The following is a 16,801-nucleotide window of genomic DNA, read 5'->3' on the forward strand; positions in this document are numbered from 1 at the left end:
ATGAAAGATTTAAAAATATCGTTGCAAGACTTGAAAACGATCATTCTCACACGTGCAATGCTGAACCTGTCCGATCCTCAAGCGACAAAAAAAATGAATGAACTGTGACAAAAATTCTATGAGATCTCGGCACAGGCAGCGTTGTATAAATCTGGAGAACTATAACAATGCTATTTATATTTGCTGTACTACTGCTATTACTTAGTTTATGGGCGGTTTTCTATTTTCAGCTCTCCCGTAGCGCGGGTGCAATTGCACTAATTGTCATGTCAGTAGTCTGTGCCTTTATTAGCCCATGGTCACTTATTCTCGGCATTCCGCTGATCCTGATTAGCCTTGTGGTGATGATCGACCCTTTACGTATGTCGTTCATTTCTAAACCGGCCTATAAAGCACTGGCCAATGCCATGCCGAGTATCAGCCCGACAGAACGTGAAGCACTGGACTCCGGAACCAGCTGGTGGGAAAAAGAACTGTTTATGGGTGCACCGAACTGGGAAACCTTTAACAGTTATCCCTATCCCAAATTATCGCTAGAAGAACAAGCTTTTCTGGACAATGAGGTTGAGACCTTGTGCAGCATGCTGGATGAATGGGAAATCCATGAGCAGAAAGCGCTGCCTGATCATGTCTGGCAATATATTAAGGAACATGGTTTCTTAGGCCTGATTATTCACAAAGAATACGGCGGTCGTGCCTTTAGCTCCTTTGCCCAAAGTCGGGTGATGAGCAAGATTGCTTCGCGATCTCTGACCACAGCCGTGAGTTGTATGGTACCGAACTCACTCGGACCAGGCGAGCTGTTACTGCATTATGGTACCGAAGAACAGAAAGACCGTTATCTGCCGGGTCTGGCGCGAGGCGAAGAAATTCCCTGTTTCGGTTTGACCAGTCCGGAGGCCGGTTCCGATGCTGGTGCGATTCCTGATACCGGTGTAGTCTGCTATGGCCAGTTTGAAGGTCAGGAAGTACTCGGTCTGAGAATGAATTTTTCCAAACGCTGGATTACTTTGGCACCAATTGCGACAGTGGTGGGTCTGGCCTTTAAAATGTATGATCCGGATCATCTTTTGGGTGAACAGACTGAATATGGCATTACCTGTGCCCTGCTTCCTGCCAGTCATGAAGGCGTAATAGTGGGACCACGGCATAACCCGGGACCGCCATTCATGAATGGAACAGTGGAAGGTAAAGATGTCTTTATTCCACTGGACTGGATTATTGGTGGCGTAAAAAATGCCGGTAAAGGATGGCGCATGCTGATGGAATGTTTGGCAGTCGGTCGTGGCATTTCCCTACCAGCGCTGTCTACTTCTACTTCAGAAATGACTTATTTAAATGTGGGTGCTTTCTCTCGTATTCGTCAGCAATTCAAGATTTCAGTTGGCAAGTTTGAGGGTGTTCAGGAAGCCAATAGTGAAATCGCCAGTGACACCTATATGCTGGAAGCCTTCCGTTATCTGGTCACCTGTGGTCTGAATCAGGGTGGCAAGCCTGCCGTAATGACGGCGATTGCCAAATACTATGCAACTGAAGGCATGCGTAAAGTGGTCAATCACGGCATGGATGTGGTCGGTGGTCGTGCCATTCAGATGGGGCCGCGTAACTTTCTGGCACCTTACTATCAGGCAATTCCAGTCTCCATTACCGTCGAAGGCGCCAATATTCTCAGTCGTTCCTTGATGATTTTTGGACAGGGTTCAATGCGCTGCCATCCTTATCTATATGAAGAATTACAGCTCTTACAGGCAGAAGACTCGGCAGCGGCTCTAAATCCTTTTGATAACTTGCTGTTTAAGCATTTGGGTTACACCTTTAACCGGACTGCTCGCTCCTTTGCCTATGCCTTTACAGGTGGCTCAAGTGCTGCGCCGCAAAGTGCGGTTGATTTCACCCAGCCTTATTATAAGATCATTAATCGGCTGAGTGCCAACTTTGCTTTAACTGCGGATATGTGCCTAGGTTTACTCGCAGGGGATATCAAACGTAAGGAAATGCTTTCGGGTCGTCTGGCCGATATTCATGCACATCTGTTTATTGCTTCCTCAATTCTGAAATATTTTGAGCATAGCAAAAAGACTGAAGATGAGCGTTTACATGCACAGCTTGCGGTAGAAAAGTCTCTGTATACAGCGCAAGAAGCTTTTTTCGATCTGTTTGCCAACTTTCCATCAGGTGCAGCAGCAGGTATGGTCAAACTGTTATGTTTCCCACTTGGCCGCCCATTGAAAAAACCGTCAGACCAGCTAAAACAGCAGGTAGCCAACAGTATGATGGAAGACAATGCTTTCCGGAAAGTACTGAAAAAGCATGTTTTCTATAGCACAGCGGAAGATGATGTAAATGGTCGTATGGAATCAACCTTCACCATGTTATTGGAAATTGAGCAGCTTTGGGATCGCTTTAAAAAAGCTGAAAACAAAGGTCAATTCAAGGGACTCAGTTTTGCTGATCATGTGGCTGATGCGCATGAACAAGGCTTTATTAATGAAGAAGAAGCCAATAAGTTACTGCACTATAATGCGCGTCGCTATGACAGCATGTTGACTGATGTCTTCGATTTGCATTTACAGGAAGTATTGGAGCTGGAAAATCCTCATATTTCGAAAGCAGATGCAACAGGTACTGATACTTCAGTTCAAAGTGCACCTTCACATTCAACCAGTCCTTAGATAGAACTTTTATCTAAATCAGACCTTGATTACAAAGTGAAGTTATTTCCTGATTTCACTTTGGATATCTCAAGTGGCTATTAAGCCACTTTTTTACGACTATTGCACGATGGTATTTAAGAGATAAAACGTTAAGCTAGACTCATAATAAAATTGAGGGTCAATGATGTCACAACAAGATTATGAAAATGGCTTGAAAGTCCGTACTGAAGTGATGGGTTCAAGCTTTGTAAAGCGCGCTCAGGACAATACGGTTCCTTTTACTCAGCCTTTGCAGGACTGGATTAATGAACATGCCTGGGGTTCGACCTGGCAACGTGAAGGGGTTTTACCACGTAAATATCGTTCTTTAATTACTATTGCTTTTCTTACCGCGCAAAAAAGCCCAACTGAATTGAAAGGCCATGTTCGTGGCGCTTTGAATAATGGTGCAACAGTTGAAGAAATTCAGGAAGTACTACTGCATAGCCTGCCTTACTGCGGTGCCCCAGCTACTCAGGAAGCCTTCCGTGCAGCGCTTGAAGTGATTCAGGAATATCAGACAAATCAACAGAATTAAGAACTGCCTAGGCTATTTAACTGGCTTATCAATAATAAAGCCGGGAATTAAAATTCCCGGCTTTTTAAATTTTAAACTGATATATCTATAGCTATAACGTCTTTAACACTGTCTTTAATATTGTTTGAAAAGATTATCCTCTTAATTTAATTTGAGTCCGCTGTTCCAGTCCTTGCACCGCAGCGGAGAAATCCAGCTGACTGGCCTGTGGTTTGGCAATCTGCTGAAACTCTTGCTGAACCAAAGACATTACTGATAAATCCAGTTGCTGTTGCTGTACCAACTCCAAGGCAATGCCAATATCTTTCTGTAATAGATCCAGTGCAAAGGTCTTATTAAATTCACGGCTTAGTACACGCTGTGCCATGATATTTTCCGACATGCTGCTTTTACCACTGGAATGATTAATACAGTTTAGTGCACTGCTTAAATCAACACCCTGCCCTTTCAGCACAGTCAGCCCTTCAGCCAATGCCCATAAGTGAGTCGCCATTAAGGTATTATTCACAGCTTTTACCGCAAAGCCAGAACCGCTTTCTCCCACATATTCAATCAGGCCAGCAAAGGCATCAATGATCGGTTTGGCTCGTTCAAAGGCTTGTTCATTGCCACCCACCATCACAGTTAAAGTGCCTTTTTCTGCCCCAACAGTCTGACCGGATACTGGAGCATCCAGATAAAAACTGCCTTGTTGCTCCAAGAGCTTCGCCAGTTTTTGGGCAGATTCCGGTACACCGCTGGTACAGTCAATCCAGATTGCACCTTGTTTGGGTGGATGGGCTGCAATCAATGCTTCCACATCCTGACTGGTCGGCAAACAGGAAAAGATAAAATCTGCCTGAACCGCCTGCTTAATACTCACTGCTTGAGTTGCAAAAATTTCAGCATGCGTTACAGCTTTCTGTTCAGTTCGATTCCAGACCCAAACCTGATGCCCGAGTTTTGGCAAATGGGAGGCCATATGCCAGCCCATTGCCCCGAGTCCTAAAAATGCAATTGAATGACTCAAAAAATGCTCCTCATATTAAGCGACTGGCTTAGCCTCAACCTCAGTTACGGTTTCAGCTGGTTCAGATGCTGGCAATTCTTTATCTTCACCACGATTTAGGAACAGGTTCAACAAAATCGCAGCCAAAGTCGCAGTACCGATACCACCCAAATCGAAACCACCAATCTGCAAGCTATAATTACCTGTCCCCATAATCAGACACACCGCACCAATAATCAGGGTACTGTTCTTGGTAAAATCAACATGGTTATCCACCCAGATTTTGGCACCCGCCACAGTAATCAACCCGAAGACCACAATCGATGCGCCACCCAATAAAGCTACTGGAATGGTACTGATCACCGCACCAAATTTAGGTGAAAGTCCCAGCAAAATAGCGAAGATCCCGGCAAAAATAAATACGGTGGTGGCGTACACTTTGGTCACTGCCATCACACCGATATTTTCAGCATAAGTGGTCATCCCGGTACCGCCGACAGAAGCGGATAATGAAGTACAAACCCCATCTGCAAAGAAACCGCGTCCTATATACGGCGACAGATTTTTACCAGTCATTGCGGATACCGCTTTAAAGTGCCCAAGATTTTCTGCAACCAGAATAATGGCCACTGGTGCAATCATCAGCATGGCATTCATTTCAAAGACCGGACTCTGGAAATTCGGCAAACCAAACCATGCTGCTTCACTGACTTTGGTAAAATCAATCGCAGATCCGAAGCCCATGACGTTTGTGAAAAGGAAGTAAATCAGATAGGAAGACAATAAGCCCAATAACAGCAACAGACGGCGTACCATTCCTCGGGTAAACACAGCAATCACACTGATACAGATAATGGTGATTAATGCCATCCAGGAATCAAACTGGTTCGCTGAAACACTCTTAATTGCGACTGGCGCCAGGTTCAAACCAATGATCATCACAATCACGCCTGTCACTACTGGCGGCATCAGTTTTTCAATCCAGTTGGTACCGGTTTTCATGACCAGCAGACCAATCAAGGCATAGACAATACCGCAAGCAATGGTACCGCCAAGCGCCAGCCCGATATTGGGATTCGCCCCTGCTCCGGAGTAGCCTGTGACCGCCACCACGGCGCCAATAAAGGCAAAACTAGACCCCAGATAACTTGGCAATCGACCGCCAGTGATCAGGAAAAATAAAATGGTGCCAATCCCGGTAATAAAAATCGTGAGATTGGGATCAAACCCCATTAAAAGTGGCGCCAGCACGGTTGCCCCAAACATCGCAAACACATGCTGTAACCCGAGAATAATACTTTTCCCAGCAGGCAGATATTCATCTGTTTGCACGGGTGTGGTATCGAGATTGCCTTGGTAAGGCTTAAATTTTGGAAACCACGTTTCTTTTTCTTGCATCGGCTTCCCCTCCTTGATTAGGACTGAATTGATTTAGCACATTTTGTGTGGCTCACAGTAAGAACGGTTAAAGTACATCAGCGCATTGCCTTGACTCTGGCACATGGCTTTCACCTCACAGAACAGCACGTCATGACTGCCTACGGATAAACATTGGACCACCTCGCAGTCAAAACTGACTAAGGCATCTTCAAGTACAGGCGACTGGGTCACCAAAGTTTTCCAGTTCCCCTGACTGAAACGCTCTGCCATTGGTGTTTTTCCACCAAACAGATTGGAAAGATTTTGTTGATGTGATGCCAGGGTATTCACACACAACACCTGATTCTTTTTAAAGGTTTCATAGACTGACGCAGAACGGTTCAGGCACACCAGTAACGTTGGTGGTGTATCCGTCACGCTACATACGGCCGAAGCGGTAAATCCAGCCATTCCTGCATCGCCTTGCGTGGTAATGACATTCACTGCAGCACCTAGATTAGACATGCCCTGACGGAAAATCTGCTGATCGACCTGGGTAAAGATGTCATCTGATGCGTTAGTCGCCAAAACCTTATTTAATGCGTTATTTTCTACAACTGTTTCTGTGATGATTTTAGATAGTTTGGCATTCATGCTGTTCTCCCTCCCCCAAGTCAATATTCAGTTTCAGACCTGGGGCATCTAGTAATGAGATTGAATCAGGTGGATCGGCTTATACATGGGCAATCGAAGCAATTTCGACCAGCGCATCAGGTTTGGCCAAACCTGTCTGTACGCAATAACGTGCCGGTTTATCTCCCGGGAAATACTCAGCATAAACTGTATTAATCGCAGCATAATCTGCCCAGTCTTTGACAAAGACATGGTTAAACGTTACGTCATCCATGCTGCCACCGGCTTCTTCAATCACACGCTTGATAGTTTCCAGAATATGACGGGTCTGTGCTGCGGCATCACCGACATGCACCACATTATTATTTTCATCAAAAGCTAATGTACCGGATACATACACAATATTGTCTGCCTTGGTTGCCGGTACATAAGGTGCTAATGGTTTCGATGTTCCTGCTGGAATAATGATTTCTTTAGGCATACTATTTTTTCCTTAATTCTGATCTTTAATTCTTTATGCGCTTACAGCTGATTTAGTTTCTTTTAGTTACTCACTTTCTTTTTGAAAGGTCTCGACAAAATTTGCAGTATCTGACACCCAACCAAAGAAGGTCTTGATGTTATACAGACTGGCTTCATGAGCTTCGGCTGGACCTGCCTGATAGCAGGCATCAGCAAGTGCGACACCGAAATACTCCAGGAAGAAGCCATCACGTAGCGTCGATTCCACACAAACGTTGGTGGCAATTCCGACAAAGACCAGATTACGGATTCCTCGCACACGCAACATGCTGTCCAACGCGGTATTAAAGAAACCGCTATAACGTGGCTTTTCGATCACCAAGTCTTGTGGCAATGGCTTTAACTCATCAATCAGTTCAAAATCCCAACTACCTTTGGCCAATAACTGTCCCTGTAATTCAGGATGTTCACGCATGGTCTTTAAGGCATTGGATTTATGGAAATTTGGAGAGTCCTTACCACCCGCTTCCTTATATTCCGCATCCCAGCCATTTTTGAAATAAATCACCTGAATACCAGCTGCATGTGCAGCATCAACAGCCTTTTTAATATTTTCCACTACTGGCTTGGTCTTTGAGACATCAAAGCCCGCCAGATCCAGATAGCCGCCTTGCGAGGTATAAGCATTCTGCATATCAATGACGATCAAAGCTGTTTGTTCTGGTGCAAGACAAATCGCTTCGGGTTCAGCTTTAAGGGTTTTTCCTGTGCCGAGTTTTTCAGTAAAACCGGCTGTTACGACTGATTCACTCATGCGCTTTTCTCCATAACCGGTGCTGCATCTTCAATGACAATATGATCACGACATTTCATCAGTGGCTGGATTTTCTGACCGAAATTTTCAACGCCTTGAATAAAATCATCAAAAGTCAGTAGCACACCTTCGGTACCCTTGATCTCGCCAATTTCATCCAACATTCGTGCCACATTTCCATAGGAACCCACCAGCGTACCCATATTGATATTCACTGGAGATACACTCGAAGCCATTTGACGGATATTGGTATCTGTACCAGAAGTCGTATCTTTACCGCCTTGATTCATCAGCCAGTTAATCGCTTCCATGTCGGCACCATCGTTATAGTGCTGCCATTTGGCTTGAGCTTCTTCATCAGTTTCTGCAGCAATCACCATAAACAGCACATAAGTCTGTACATCACGGCCAGTTACATCTGTTTTTTCTTTTAGGCGGTCATTAATTTCTGCATAAGCTGTTGGAGTATTCAAGCCTTTACCAAACACGAAGTTATAATCGGCATATTGTGCAGAAAACTCTAAACCTGCATCAGACTGACCTGCGCAGATAATTTTCATATCCGCTTGTGGACGTGGGCTGACACGGCAATCTTCCATCTGGAAATGTTCGCCCTTAAAGTCTGACTTACCAGTCGCCCAAAGTTCACGCAGAATTTGTACATATTCAGACAGATATTCATAGCGTTTACCAAAATAGTCATTACCTGGCCACATACCCATTTGGGTATATTCAGGTGGTTGCCAGCCAGTCACCACATTTAGACCAAAACGGCCATTAGAAATAGAATCAATGGTAGACGCCATACGTGCCACAATTGCCGGTGGCATGACCAAAGTGGCTGCCGTTGCATAAATTTGAATTTTGCTGGTCACGGCTGCGAGACCCGCCATCAGGGTGAAAGTTTCCAGGTTATGTTCCCAGAATTCGGTCTTGCCACCAAAGCCACGCAGCTTGATCATGGAGAGTGCGAAATCGAAACCATAGTGTTCAGCACGTTGTACGATTTGTTTGTTTAACTCAAAAGTCGGCATGTACTGTGGTGCATTTTCAGAGATTAACCAGCCGTTATTTCCAATTGGACAGAAGACACCTATTTTCATTTTCACACCTCATTATTTTTAACACTTATTCAAAATTCTGATTCCACTTCGGGAATTTTATTTACAAGATAAACATTGCAAAGCGTGTGCCAACTATATTTAATTTATAATTATCAATTACTTAATATTTTATTTTTTGAATTTTTAGTAAAATAACCATTTTTACCTATGAGTCAATTTTGAACATATTGTTTCATTCAAGTGCACTCGTAGCAATTTTTGCATTTGCAGTTCATGCATCAATTCGAAGTAAAAACCATGCTGATGCTACAAAAATGATTGATTAGAAAAAATAAAAAACCAGACACGAGGTCTGGCTTTAAAAAAATCTTCAAACTAAGGGGAAATCAGGAATGAAAGGATCAGTTGATTCACCTGATCTGTCTCGGTCACAGTAGATGCATGTGCACCTGTAGCAAGCAAACTTAGCTGACTATGCGGCAAGCATTGCTGTAATTGCTGTGACCGTTGATAAGGCACCAGGAAATCATTCTGATTGGCAAGCAGATGTATAGGAATATCTTTGAGTGCCTGTTGATGTTCTGTGTTTAGTTTAAAAGTCTGCACGGCTTGTAGGCGTGCCAGAACATTTTTGATCGGTGGAAAGTCAAGGAGCTGCTTATTTTCTGCTTCGGTTAACTGATCAATATGGGTTGAAATCCACTGCGGCGGATAAAGAAATAAAGCCTGTGCTCTCACATATGCCTCTGCCTTGCTATTGAGCAATAACGAAGTCCGGGCTTCGAAACACTTCTGAGTATGAGCATCCAGCTCTCCCCAAGCATTTAACATGGTCAAACTGAGCAGCTTAAACTTTCTTTCAGCCTGATAGGTCGCCAGTTGCATGCCGATATGTCCGCCCAACGCATGCCCGATAAAATGAAACTCTCGAATGCCATCATTGATCAATAAATCCAGAATCTGGCCGGCCATATGGTCGATCGAATAAGGCGTGGGCAAGAGTTCAGAATCTGAATGACAGCCTTCCTGGTCATAAGTAACCACATGAAAATGCTGCTGTAAAACTCTAATTTGAGGATTCCAGAAACTGGCATGTCCGCCCAGTCCGGACGAAAGCACCACATAAGGTGCATCTGCCTGTGCTGCATGATGAATAAATAAAGACATAAATTTCTCATAGTTTAAATATGAGATGAACGCAGCAAAATATATGCCTAAACAGGACCTTTTTTGAACAACTGTTAAAATTACAGCCAGTAGACATTAAAGCTGTAATAAAATTCTTGTACTTCAAAACGTACGTTATAACCCAGATCTGTTAACTCGGCAGACAAGGCACGGATATCTTCCAAAGGCAGATGTTTGGGAAAAACTGTCAGTACCGCTGTATTGCCTTGCCGGGCATTATCTTCAATCAGTTGCGCCAGACGTGGCTTATACATTTCAATATTCAGGTTAGCAACATTAGATAAAATTTTGGCCTGATCTGCCGTCATAAAATTCATTTTTATTTTCTCTTTTAATGTTATTTCACTAAGCTAAATGATTTATAAAACGCTTAATATTTCACTTTTGTATCAGAACATGCTGAAAGAAAGTATAAAAAAAATCCCTCATCATGAGGGATTTTTTTTAATCAAACTTATTGGCCTGGCAGAGGAATATATTGTGAAGCACTGTCTTGTGCCTTACGTTCAGTCACCACAACCTCTAGGATCATGGTTTTTCCTGCCCGCTCAATTTCAATCTGAATGGTACTGTTTGGCTTTTGCAAGGCCACAAAATTAATCAGATGTGAGGCAGAACTAATCTCTTCCTCATTTACTTTCATAATCTTATCGCCACGCTGGATTCCAGCCTTGGCAGCAGGTCCATTCGGTAGCACTTCTGCGACCGTCACACCTTTTTCTTTGGGTTGCAGGACATCATCACGCTCTGCAGGTAATAAGCTGATCCCTAACCAGCCACGAACCACACGGCCATCTTTCAAAATGGCATTCATCACCTGCTGACAAATTTTGGCCGGAATGGCAAAACCAATCCCCAGCGAACCACCAGACTGCGAGAAAATTGCAGTATTCACACCAATTAAATTACCGGCGACATCAATAAGTGCACCGCCCGAGTTACCCGGGTTAATTGCAGCATCGGTCTGTACAAAGTCTTCATAGGTATTGATACCCAAATCTGAACGGCCCGTTGCCGAGATAATCCCCTGCGTCACGGTTTGCCCAACACCAAAAGGATTACCAATGGCCAGAACCACATCACCGACTTCATTGCCACTGAGTTTAAATGGCAAAACTGGCAATTGCGTCAGTTCAATCTTGATCACGGCCAGATCGGTATCCGGGTCAGTTCCGACCACTTTAGCTTCGGCACGACGTCCATCCTGCAAAGCCACTACAATCTGATCGGCCTGCGCAATCACGTGGTTATTGGTCAGGATATAACCGTCTGGACGTACAATTACACCCGAACCTAAACTGTTTTCATTCGGGCTTTGTCCATACTGGTCAGGCAACTGATCGCCAAAGAATTCACGAAATACCGGATCGGTCAGTAAAGGATGCGCCTGTTGCTTGACTTTTTGGGTAGTAAAAATATTCACGACAGCCGGGGCTGCCACTTTTACAGCAGCACTGTAGGAGACCACGCCTCCTGAGCGCGACGTATCAATCAACGGCTCTACTTTTTCAGCAGGCATTTTGACGCCATCTGGCGCAACTGGTGCCTTTGGTTTTTGTAGTTGTTGCCACCCCAAAAAACCGATAATGACTAAAATCAGTAACACCCAGGGTAACCATGTAAAGGTGCGGCGCACGTTGCTATCCTCTAAAATATTTTAATTCGTTGATGACTAAGTAATTTGTGTCCTATTGTAATGCTAAATACATAACTAAACACAAAAAATTCCACAGAGATTTGTGCAGCTTTAGTTACAATTAGACCTATAGATAAATATGGGCAAGTTTTTAAACTTACAGGAATTTTATGGCGAATTTGAACGATATTATTCAATGGTGTGACCAGACTTTGGCAGCACGTGAATTTAAGGACTATGCACCGAATGGCTTGCAGATTGAAGGCAAATCCGAAGTGAATAAAATCCTCTGTGCCGTGACCGCCTCCCAGAGTGCAATTGAAGCTGCAATTGAGCAAGGCGCAGATTTATTGCTGGTTCATCATGGCTATTTCTGGAAAGGAGAAGCCTATCCGATTACGGGAATGCGTGGTAAACGCATTAAAACCCTGATTCAACATGATATCTCACTGGTTGGCTATCATCTGCCTTTAGACAGTCATCCAACACTGGGAAATAATGCCGCCATTGCGGATTTATTAGAACTCGAAAATATCGAACAGCTTGATCCGAGTGAGAAACGTCCAATTGGCAATATTGGCTATTTAAAACAGCCAATGAGTCCGGAAGATTTTAAAAATTATGTTTCAGAAAAGCTGGGCTTTGATGCGATTCATCTTCCTGCTGAAAAAACTCAAATCCATAAAGTCGGTTTCTGTACCGGTGGTGCGCAGGATTATATTCAAAAAGCGGCACTACAAGATTGTGATGCCTATATTTCAGGTGAAGTGAGCGAACGCACCTTTTATGAAGCTCAGGAACTGAATGTGCATTATTATGCTTGTGGCCATCATGCGACTGAAAAATACGGTGTGCAACGCCTTGGCAAGGCTATTTCAGAACAGTTTAATATTGAGTATGATTATTTCGAATTAAACAATCCGATTTAATTCGACTGACGGTTATGATCAGTGGCTTTATTCATATATTTTCAGGCTTTATTCTGTATTGTTATTTATACACGATGCCCATTTCTGCCCGATTATCTATTACAATAAAGCCACTTATTGTTAAAACCCAGCAAAATGCAAGGAATTGAGAACATGACAACCATTACTTTACCAGCATTACCTTACGGCTACGAAGATCTTGCTCCACACATCAGCAAGGAAACTTTAGAATACCATCACGACAAACACCACAATACGTATGTGGTTAACCTGAATAACCTGATCGCTGGTACTGAGCTTGAAGGCAAAACTCTAGAAGAAATTATTACAGCAACTGCTGGTGATGCTTCTAAAGCAGGTGTTTTCAATAACGCGGCTCAAGTTTGGAACCACACGTTCTACTGGAACTGTATGGCTAAAAACGGTGGCGGTAAAGCAACTGGTACTTTGGCTGCAAAAATTGACGAAGCTTTCGGTTCTTATGAAAAATTTGCTGAAGAATTTGCTGCTGCTGCAACTACTCAGTTTGGTTCAGGTTGGGCTTGGTTAGTGGCTGACGAAGTAAACGGTCAGCTTTCTATCATGAAAACTTCAAATGCTGATACGCCAATGGCGCACGGTAAAATTGCAGTGTTGACGATTGACGTTTGGGAACACGCTTACTACATCGATTTCCGTAATGCTCGTCCTAAGTACATCTCTACTTTCCTAGAAAGCCTAGTAAACTGGGATTATGCAAATGCGAAATATGCAGGTCAGCCTGCAGGTGTTGAGAAATAATTTTTTATTTCTTTGCTAAAAAAATCACCCACTTCGGGTGATTTTTTTATTTTTAGGCTCTAAATGAATATTTATGAAGCAAACAATTCATTTCTTTACATTAATTGATTGACGACCTGGTTATTCATCCCTAAAATGCCGATCAGATTCTCCAATAGCTCAGTCGGTAGAGCGACGGACTGTTAATCCGCAGGTCCCTGGTTCGAGCCCAGGTTGGAGAGCCATATATTCTTCCATAGCTCAGTCGGTAGAGCGACGGACTGTTAATCCGCAGGTCCCTGGTTCGAGCCCAGGTGGAAGAGCCAAGATTCTGAAGAAACCCACTCATTGCGAAGTGGGTTTTTTTATAGCTGTATTTTTTAAATTGAGATCATATTGATTTATATGCGCGATCAACCGCTCATTTCTTATGATCCAGATCACTTATCAAAATTCAGGCTGATCGCGATTTTGCTGTTAGGACCGGTTTACATAAACATAACAGTTTAAACTACAAACCTTTTCGACTATTTTTAAAACACTTGATTCAATTTCTTCAGCTTTTTTCTAAAAGTGCCTTGACCCCTTTTCAAATCTCTCTATAATCGCTGTCAGATTCTCCAATAGCTCAGTCGGTAGAGCGACGGACTGTTAATCCGCAGGTCCCTGGTTCGAGCCCAGGTTGGAGAGCCAATCTATTCTCCCATAGCTCAGTCGGTAGAGCGACGGACTGTTAATCCGCAGGTCCCTGGTTCGAGCCCAGGTGGGAGAGCCAAGATTCTGAAGAAACCCACTCATTGCGAAGTGGGTTTTTTTATTCTCCCCTTTTGTGATCTGTGTTTAATTTGAGTCAGTTTATATTTTTTGTGATTGGCTGCCTGGCAACTTTTGCATTAGTTTGCCTGCTCTTCCCACATCTCTTCACCCGTCAAAAGAAATTCTATCCGAAGCGCGTCATTACTGCTTTTGAAAGCAGGATGTTTACACGTCTGAAAGATGCCTTTCCTCATCATCACATTCTGGCACAAGTCGCGTTTAGCGCTTTGATCACGCACGATCAGATGAAAATGCGCAATCAATTTAATCGCAAAGTCACAGACTTCGTGGTACTTGATCGTGAATATAATGTAGTGGCGATTGTCGAACTGGATGATCCGAGCCATATTGGCAAAGAGCAGGAAGATGCTGAACGCGATGCCATGCTGATTGCAGCAGGCTATACCGTGATTCGATACACCCAGATTCCGACTATCAGACAACTGCAAAGGGATTTAAAATAAATTAAGCTGCAATTTCGATATTTCTCGCTGCAGCTTGAATTGGATTAATCAAAGCCTCCTGCTCCGCTTTTAATTTCTCGGCAGCTTTTCATGCTTCAAAACTAACCTATCCTCGTCCAATTTAGCGTCTCATCACAAGCATTCTCAGTTAAACCTGCCTTTCTGCAGGATTAGGGTGATAAAGTTTAAATTATCGCTCTATAATCCTTTCGAAAACAAAATATAAGTCAGATGACCTGATTGGCCTGTTCCATTTCTGGCCATCATCACCTTGCTTATTTTTGGCGTTGTTTTTTTATTCAGTGATCGTTTATTTATGCAAAATTCTATTCGTATTGGTATCGCGGGTTACGGTAATCTTGGCCGCGGTGTTGAAACTGCCATCCAGAAAAATCCTGATATGCAGCTTGTCGGTATTTTTACTCGCCGCTCACCAAGCAGCGTCTCTCCTTGCTTTGCAGAAACTCAAGTGTATAGCATGGATGCACTATTAAATGAGTTTAGCGATAAAATTGATGTGCTGATTCTTTGTGGCGGCTCTAAAGATGACTTGCCACAACAGGCGCCTATCTTTGCAAGTAAATTCAATACTGTAGATAGTTTTGATACGCATGCACGTATTCCGGAATACTATGCTGCAGTCGATGCACCCGCCCTTGCTAACAAAAAAACAGCCATGATTTCTATTGGCTGGGATCCTGGCATGTTCTCGATTAACCGTTTATTTGGTGAAGCGCTATTACCAGATGGCGAAACTTATACTTTTTGGGGTAAAGGCTTAAGCCAAGGCCATTCGGATGCGATCCGCCGTGTACCTGGGGTGAAAGCTGGTGTTCAATATACCATTCCATCCACTGATGCTATTGAACAAGTCCGCAGTGGCGCACGACCTGAGTTAAGCACCAAAGATAAACATCATCGTGACTGTTATGTGGTCTTGGAACAAGGAGCTGATGCAGCAACAGTTGAACAAACCATCGTCAGCATGCCTGATTATTTTGCAGATTATAATACGACTGTGAATTTTATCAGTGAGGAAACTTTACTGAAAGATCACCAAGATATGCCACATGGCGGTTTTGTCATTCGTAGTGGTAATACCAGTGATGCACAAAAACAGGTGATTGAGTTTTCTTTAAAGCTGAATAGCAATCCAGAGTTTACTGCAAGTGTTCTAGTGGCTTATGCCCGTGCCTGCTACCGTCTGAATCAAACTCAGCAATATGGTGCCAAAACAGCCCTAGATGTAGCACCTGCCCTACTTTCAATTAAATCTTCAGAACAATTGCGCAAAGAATTGCTTTAAGATGATTTAAATATAGCCACCGATCGGATGATGGGTGGCTATATTTTTCCATTCTAGAATACAGCTTGCCTAATTACTAAGTATCGAATATCTACAGTCAAATCATCGTTTGCAGAAACCCATGCAACTATCTACTACACAGACATTTGCAGTATTAGACAAGTGCAAAGGGATTTTAGATAACCTGAGTTCGACATAAAAAATAAATAAAAAAAAGCCTTAGCATCTGTAATATCTTGGTTACGAAGACAAAACATTTCAGAGCAAGGCTTTTTCATGGACTATATTACCGAATTATTTTGTATCTTGGATGATTTCTGCAAAAAGTTTAATGAATCTTTAGAGAAAGCTCTAATTTCTGATCAAAAAACAACAATGAAAAAGTCAGCTTTAAGCTTGTCTGAAGTCATGACCATTGTCATTTTATTTCATAAATCCGGGTTTAGATTTTTCAAATATTTTTATTGTCATATGATCATCCCATTTTGGAAATCAGCTTTTCCCAAGCTTCTTAGTTACAATCGTTTTATTGAAATTATGCCGCGTTGTTTGCAAGCTTTGAGTAGTTTCTTCCATCAAGTTAAAGGAGAAGATACCGGAATTTGTATTATTGATTCGACTAAATTGGTCGTTTGCCATAATCTTAGAATTAAAAGACATCGTGTATTTAAAGGCTTAGCTGGTCGTGGTAAAAGTAGCACAGGTTGGTTTTATGGATTTAAAGTCCATATTGTTATCAACAACTTGGGTGAAATTATTAATCTCAAGATTACATCGGGAAGTGTTCATGATGTTGCTGTACTTGAATCTTTAACCCAAGAGTTAAAAGGTATTTTACTGGGCGATAAAGGCTATCTGAGTAAAGCAAAAACTGAAGCTTTAGCAGCAAGGGGGCTCAGACTATTAACCCCGTCACGCAAGAATATGAAAAATAAACCCATCCAAACTGAAGAAGAAAAACAATTGCTTTGCAGAAGAGGATTGATCGAAACAGTGAATGATCAGTTAAAAAACTTACATCAAATTGACCATTCACGTCATCGTTCGGTGAATAACTTTATGGTGAATATTATGGCTGCTATAGTGGCTTATTGCTTAAATCCAAATAAGCCAACTTTCCAAAACTTGCTAAAAAGCTAAAATATTTCATCG

General features: G+C 42.8%; 16 protein-coding genes and 4 tRNA genes. 11 read left to right on the forward strand and 9 right to left on the reverse strand.

Annotated elements, in window-relative coordinates:
* Positions 1-167 precede the first annotated feature (167 nt).
* Complete coding sequence (locus F890_RS11135; protein WP_005266957.1) at positions 168-2,672, forward strand: acyl-CoA dehydrogenase; 2,505 nt, start codon at positions 168-170, stop codon at positions 2,670-2,672.
* 166 nt (positions 2,673-2,838) lie between these two features.
* Entirely contained in the window at positions 2,839-3,231 is a 393-nt protein-coding gene (locus F890_RS11140; protein WP_004279664.1) for a carboxymuconolactone decarboxylase family protein, read from the forward strand.
* Between the two features lie 133 nt (positions 3,232-3,364).
* Here F890_RS11140 and F890_RS11145 read toward each other — a convergent pair whose 3' ends face one another.
* The 9 genes from F890_RS11145 to F890_RS11185 form a co-directional block, all read right to left on the reverse strand.
* Positions 3,365-4,204, reverse strand: coding sequence for an NAD(P)-dependent oxidoreductase (locus tag F890_RS11145; protein WP_005104603.1), 840 nt, complete (start codon positions 4,202-4,204; stop codon positions 3,365-3,367).
* Positions 4,205-4,255: 51 nt separating this feature from the next.
* On the reverse strand, positions 4,256-5,617 hold the full coding sequence (rutG, locus tag F890_RS11150) for a pyrimidine utilization transport protein G (protein WP_005104604.1): 1,362 nt from the start codon (positions 5,615-5,617) through the stop codon (positions 4,256-4,258).
* A gap of 33 nt (positions 5,618-5,650) precedes the next feature.
* Positions 5,651-6,166, reverse strand: a complete 516-nt coding sequence (rutF, locus tag F890_RS11155) for an NADH-dependent FMN reductase RutF (RefSeq protein ID WP_004279661.1) — start codon at positions 6,164-6,166, stop codon at positions 5,651-5,653.
* Positions 6,167-6,311: 145 nt separating this feature from the next.
* Positions 6,312-6,692: a pyrimidine utilization protein C gene (rutC, locus tag F890_RS11160; RefSeq protein WP_004279660.1), complete on the reverse strand. Its 381-nt coding sequence runs from the start codon at positions 6,690-6,692 to the stop codon at positions 6,312-6,314.
* Positions 6,693-6,758: 66 nt separating this feature from the next.
* Positions 6,759-7,487, reverse strand: a complete 729-nt coding sequence (gene rutB, locus F890_RS11165; RefSeq protein WP_005266960.1) for a pyrimidine utilization protein B — start codon at positions 7,485-7,487, stop codon at positions 6,759-6,761.
* Entirely contained in the window at positions 7,484-8,590 is a 1,107-nt protein-coding gene (gene rutA, locus F890_RS11170) for a pyrimidine utilization protein A (RefSeq protein ID WP_004279658.1), read from the reverse strand. Before rutA ends, rutB begins: the two co-directional genes overlap by 4 nt.
* A gap of 336 nt (positions 8,591-8,926) precedes the next feature.
* Complete coding sequence (rutD, locus tag F890_RS11175) at positions 8,927-9,718, reverse strand: pyrimidine utilization protein D (RefSeq protein ID WP_004279657.1); 792 nt, start codon at positions 9,716-9,718, stop codon at positions 8,927-8,929.
* A gap of 80 nt (positions 9,719-9,798) precedes the next feature.
* Entirely contained in the window at positions 9,799-10,056 is a 258-nt protein-coding gene (locus tag F890_RS11180) for a hypothetical protein (RefSeq protein WP_004730148.1), read from the reverse strand.
* 137 nt (positions 10,057-10,193) lie between these two features.
* Positions 10,194-11,375 carry a S1C family serine protease gene (locus F890_RS11185; protein WP_004279655.1) on the reverse strand — a complete coding sequence of 394 codons (1,182 nt, stop codon included), beginning with the start codon at positions 11,373-11,375 and terminating at the stop codon, positions 10,194-10,196.
* Positions 11,376-11,545: 170 nt separating this feature from the next.
* Between F890_RS11185 and F890_RS11190 the strand changes: the two genes are divergently transcribed.
* The 9 genes from F890_RS11190 (at position 11,546) to F890_RS11230 (ending at position 16,789) form a co-directional block, all read left to right on the forward strand.
* Positions 11,546-12,304 carry a Nif3-like dinuclear metal center hexameric protein gene (locus F890_RS11190; protein WP_004279653.1) on the forward strand — a complete coding sequence of 253 codons (759 nt, stop codon included), beginning with the start codon at positions 11,546-11,548 and terminating at the stop codon, positions 12,302-12,304.
* Between the two features lie 153 nt (positions 12,305-12,457).
* Positions 12,458-13,084 (forward strand): superoxide dismutase, encoded by a 627-nt coding sequence (locus tag F890_RS11195; protein ID WP_004646486.1) that lies wholly within the window; start codon positions 12,458-12,460, stop codon positions 13,082-13,084.
* 148 nt (positions 13,085-13,232) lie between these two features.
* A tRNA-Asn gene (locus F890_RS11200) sits at positions 13,233-13,308 on the forward strand.
* Between the two features lie 5 nt (positions 13,309-13,313).
* Positions 13,314-13,389, forward strand: a tRNA-Asn gene (locus F890_RS11205).
* 291 nt (positions 13,390-13,680) lie between these two features.
* Positions 13,681-13,756: transfer RNA gene (locus tag F890_RS11210), tRNA-Asn, on the forward strand.
* 6 nt (positions 13,757-13,762) lie between these two features.
* Positions 13,763-13,838 (forward strand) — tRNA-Asn (locus F890_RS11215).
* Positions 13,839-13,899: 61 nt separating this feature from the next.
* A complete protein-coding gene (locus F890_RS11220) occupies positions 13,900-14,343 on the forward strand; it encodes a DUF2726 domain-containing protein (RefSeq protein ID WP_004279650.1) in 444 nt (147 codons plus the stop codon).
* 316 nt (positions 14,344-14,659) lie between these two features.
* Positions 14,660-15,649: a diaminopimelate dehydrogenase gene (locus F890_RS11225; protein ID WP_004279649.1), complete on the forward strand. Its 990-nt coding sequence runs from the start codon at positions 14,660-14,662 to the stop codon at positions 15,647-15,649.
* 276 nt (positions 15,650-15,925) lie between these two features.
* Positions 15,926-16,789 carry an IS982 family transposase gene (locus tag F890_RS11230; protein ID WP_004729973.1) on the forward strand — a complete coding sequence of 288 codons (864 nt, stop codon included), beginning with the start codon at positions 15,926-15,928 and terminating at the stop codon, positions 16,787-16,789.
* Positions 16,790-16,801: the final 12 nt, after the last annotated feature.

The sequence above is a fragment of the Acinetobacter sp. CIP 64.7 genome (assembly GCF_000369745.1).
Classification (GTDB): domain Bacteria; phylum Pseudomonadota; class Gammaproteobacteria; order Pseudomonadales; family Moraxellaceae; genus Acinetobacter; species Acinetobacter fasciculus.

What these genes read in the sequence shown, in the direction of transcription:
- F890_RS11135 (WP_005266957.1), top strand. Translation starts at nt 168, where the DNA reads ATGCTATTTATATTTGCTGTACTACTGCTATTACTTAGTTTATGGGCG.
- F890_RS11140 (WP_004279664.1), top strand. Translation starts at nt 2,839, where the DNA reads ATGTCACAACAAGATTATGAAAATGGCTTGAAAGTCCGTACTGAAGTG.
- F890_RS11145 (WP_005104603.1), bottom strand. Translation starts at nt 4,204, where the DNA reads ATGGGCTGGCATATGGCCTCCCATTTGCCAAAACTCGGGCATCAGGTT.
- rutG (WP_005104604.1), bottom strand. Translation starts at nt 5,617, where the DNA reads ATGCAAGAAAAAGAAACGTGGTTTCCAAAATTTAAGCCTTACCAAGGC.
- rutC (WP_004279660.1), bottom strand. Translation starts at nt 6,692, where the DNA reads ATGCCTAAAGAAATCATTATTCCAGCAGGAACATCGAAACCATTAGCA.
- rutB (WP_005266960.1), bottom strand. Translation starts at nt 7,487, where the DNA reads ATGAGTGAATCAGTCGTAACAGCCGGTTTTACTGAAAAACTCGGCACA.
- rutA (WP_004279658.1), bottom strand. Translation starts at nt 8,590, where the DNA reads ATGAAAATAGGTGTCTTCTGTCCAATTGGAAATAACGGCTGGTTAATC.
- rutD (WP_004279657.1), bottom strand. Translation starts at nt 9,718, where the DNA reads ATGTCTTTATTTATTCATCATGCAGCACAGGCAGATGCACCTTATGTG.
- F890_RS11180 (WP_004730148.1), bottom strand. Translation starts at nt 10,056, where the DNA reads ATGAATTTTATGACGGCAGATCAGGCCAAAATTTTATCTAATGTTGCT.
- F890_RS11190 (WP_004279653.1), top strand. Translation starts at nt 11,546, where the DNA reads ATGGCGAATTTGAACGATATTATTCAATGGTGTGACCAGACTTTGGCA.
- F890_RS11195 (WP_004646486.1), top strand. Translation starts at nt 12,458, where the DNA reads ATGACAACCATTACTTTACCAGCATTACCTTACGGCTACGAAGATCTT.
- F890_RS11225 (WP_004279649.1), top strand. Translation starts at nt 14,660, where the DNA reads ATGCAAAATTCTATTCGTATTGGTATCGCGGGTTACGGTAATCTTGGC.
- F890_RS11230 (WP_004729973.1), top strand. Translation starts at nt 15,926, where the DNA reads ATGGACTATATTACCGAATTATTTTGTATCTTGGATGATTTCTGCAAA.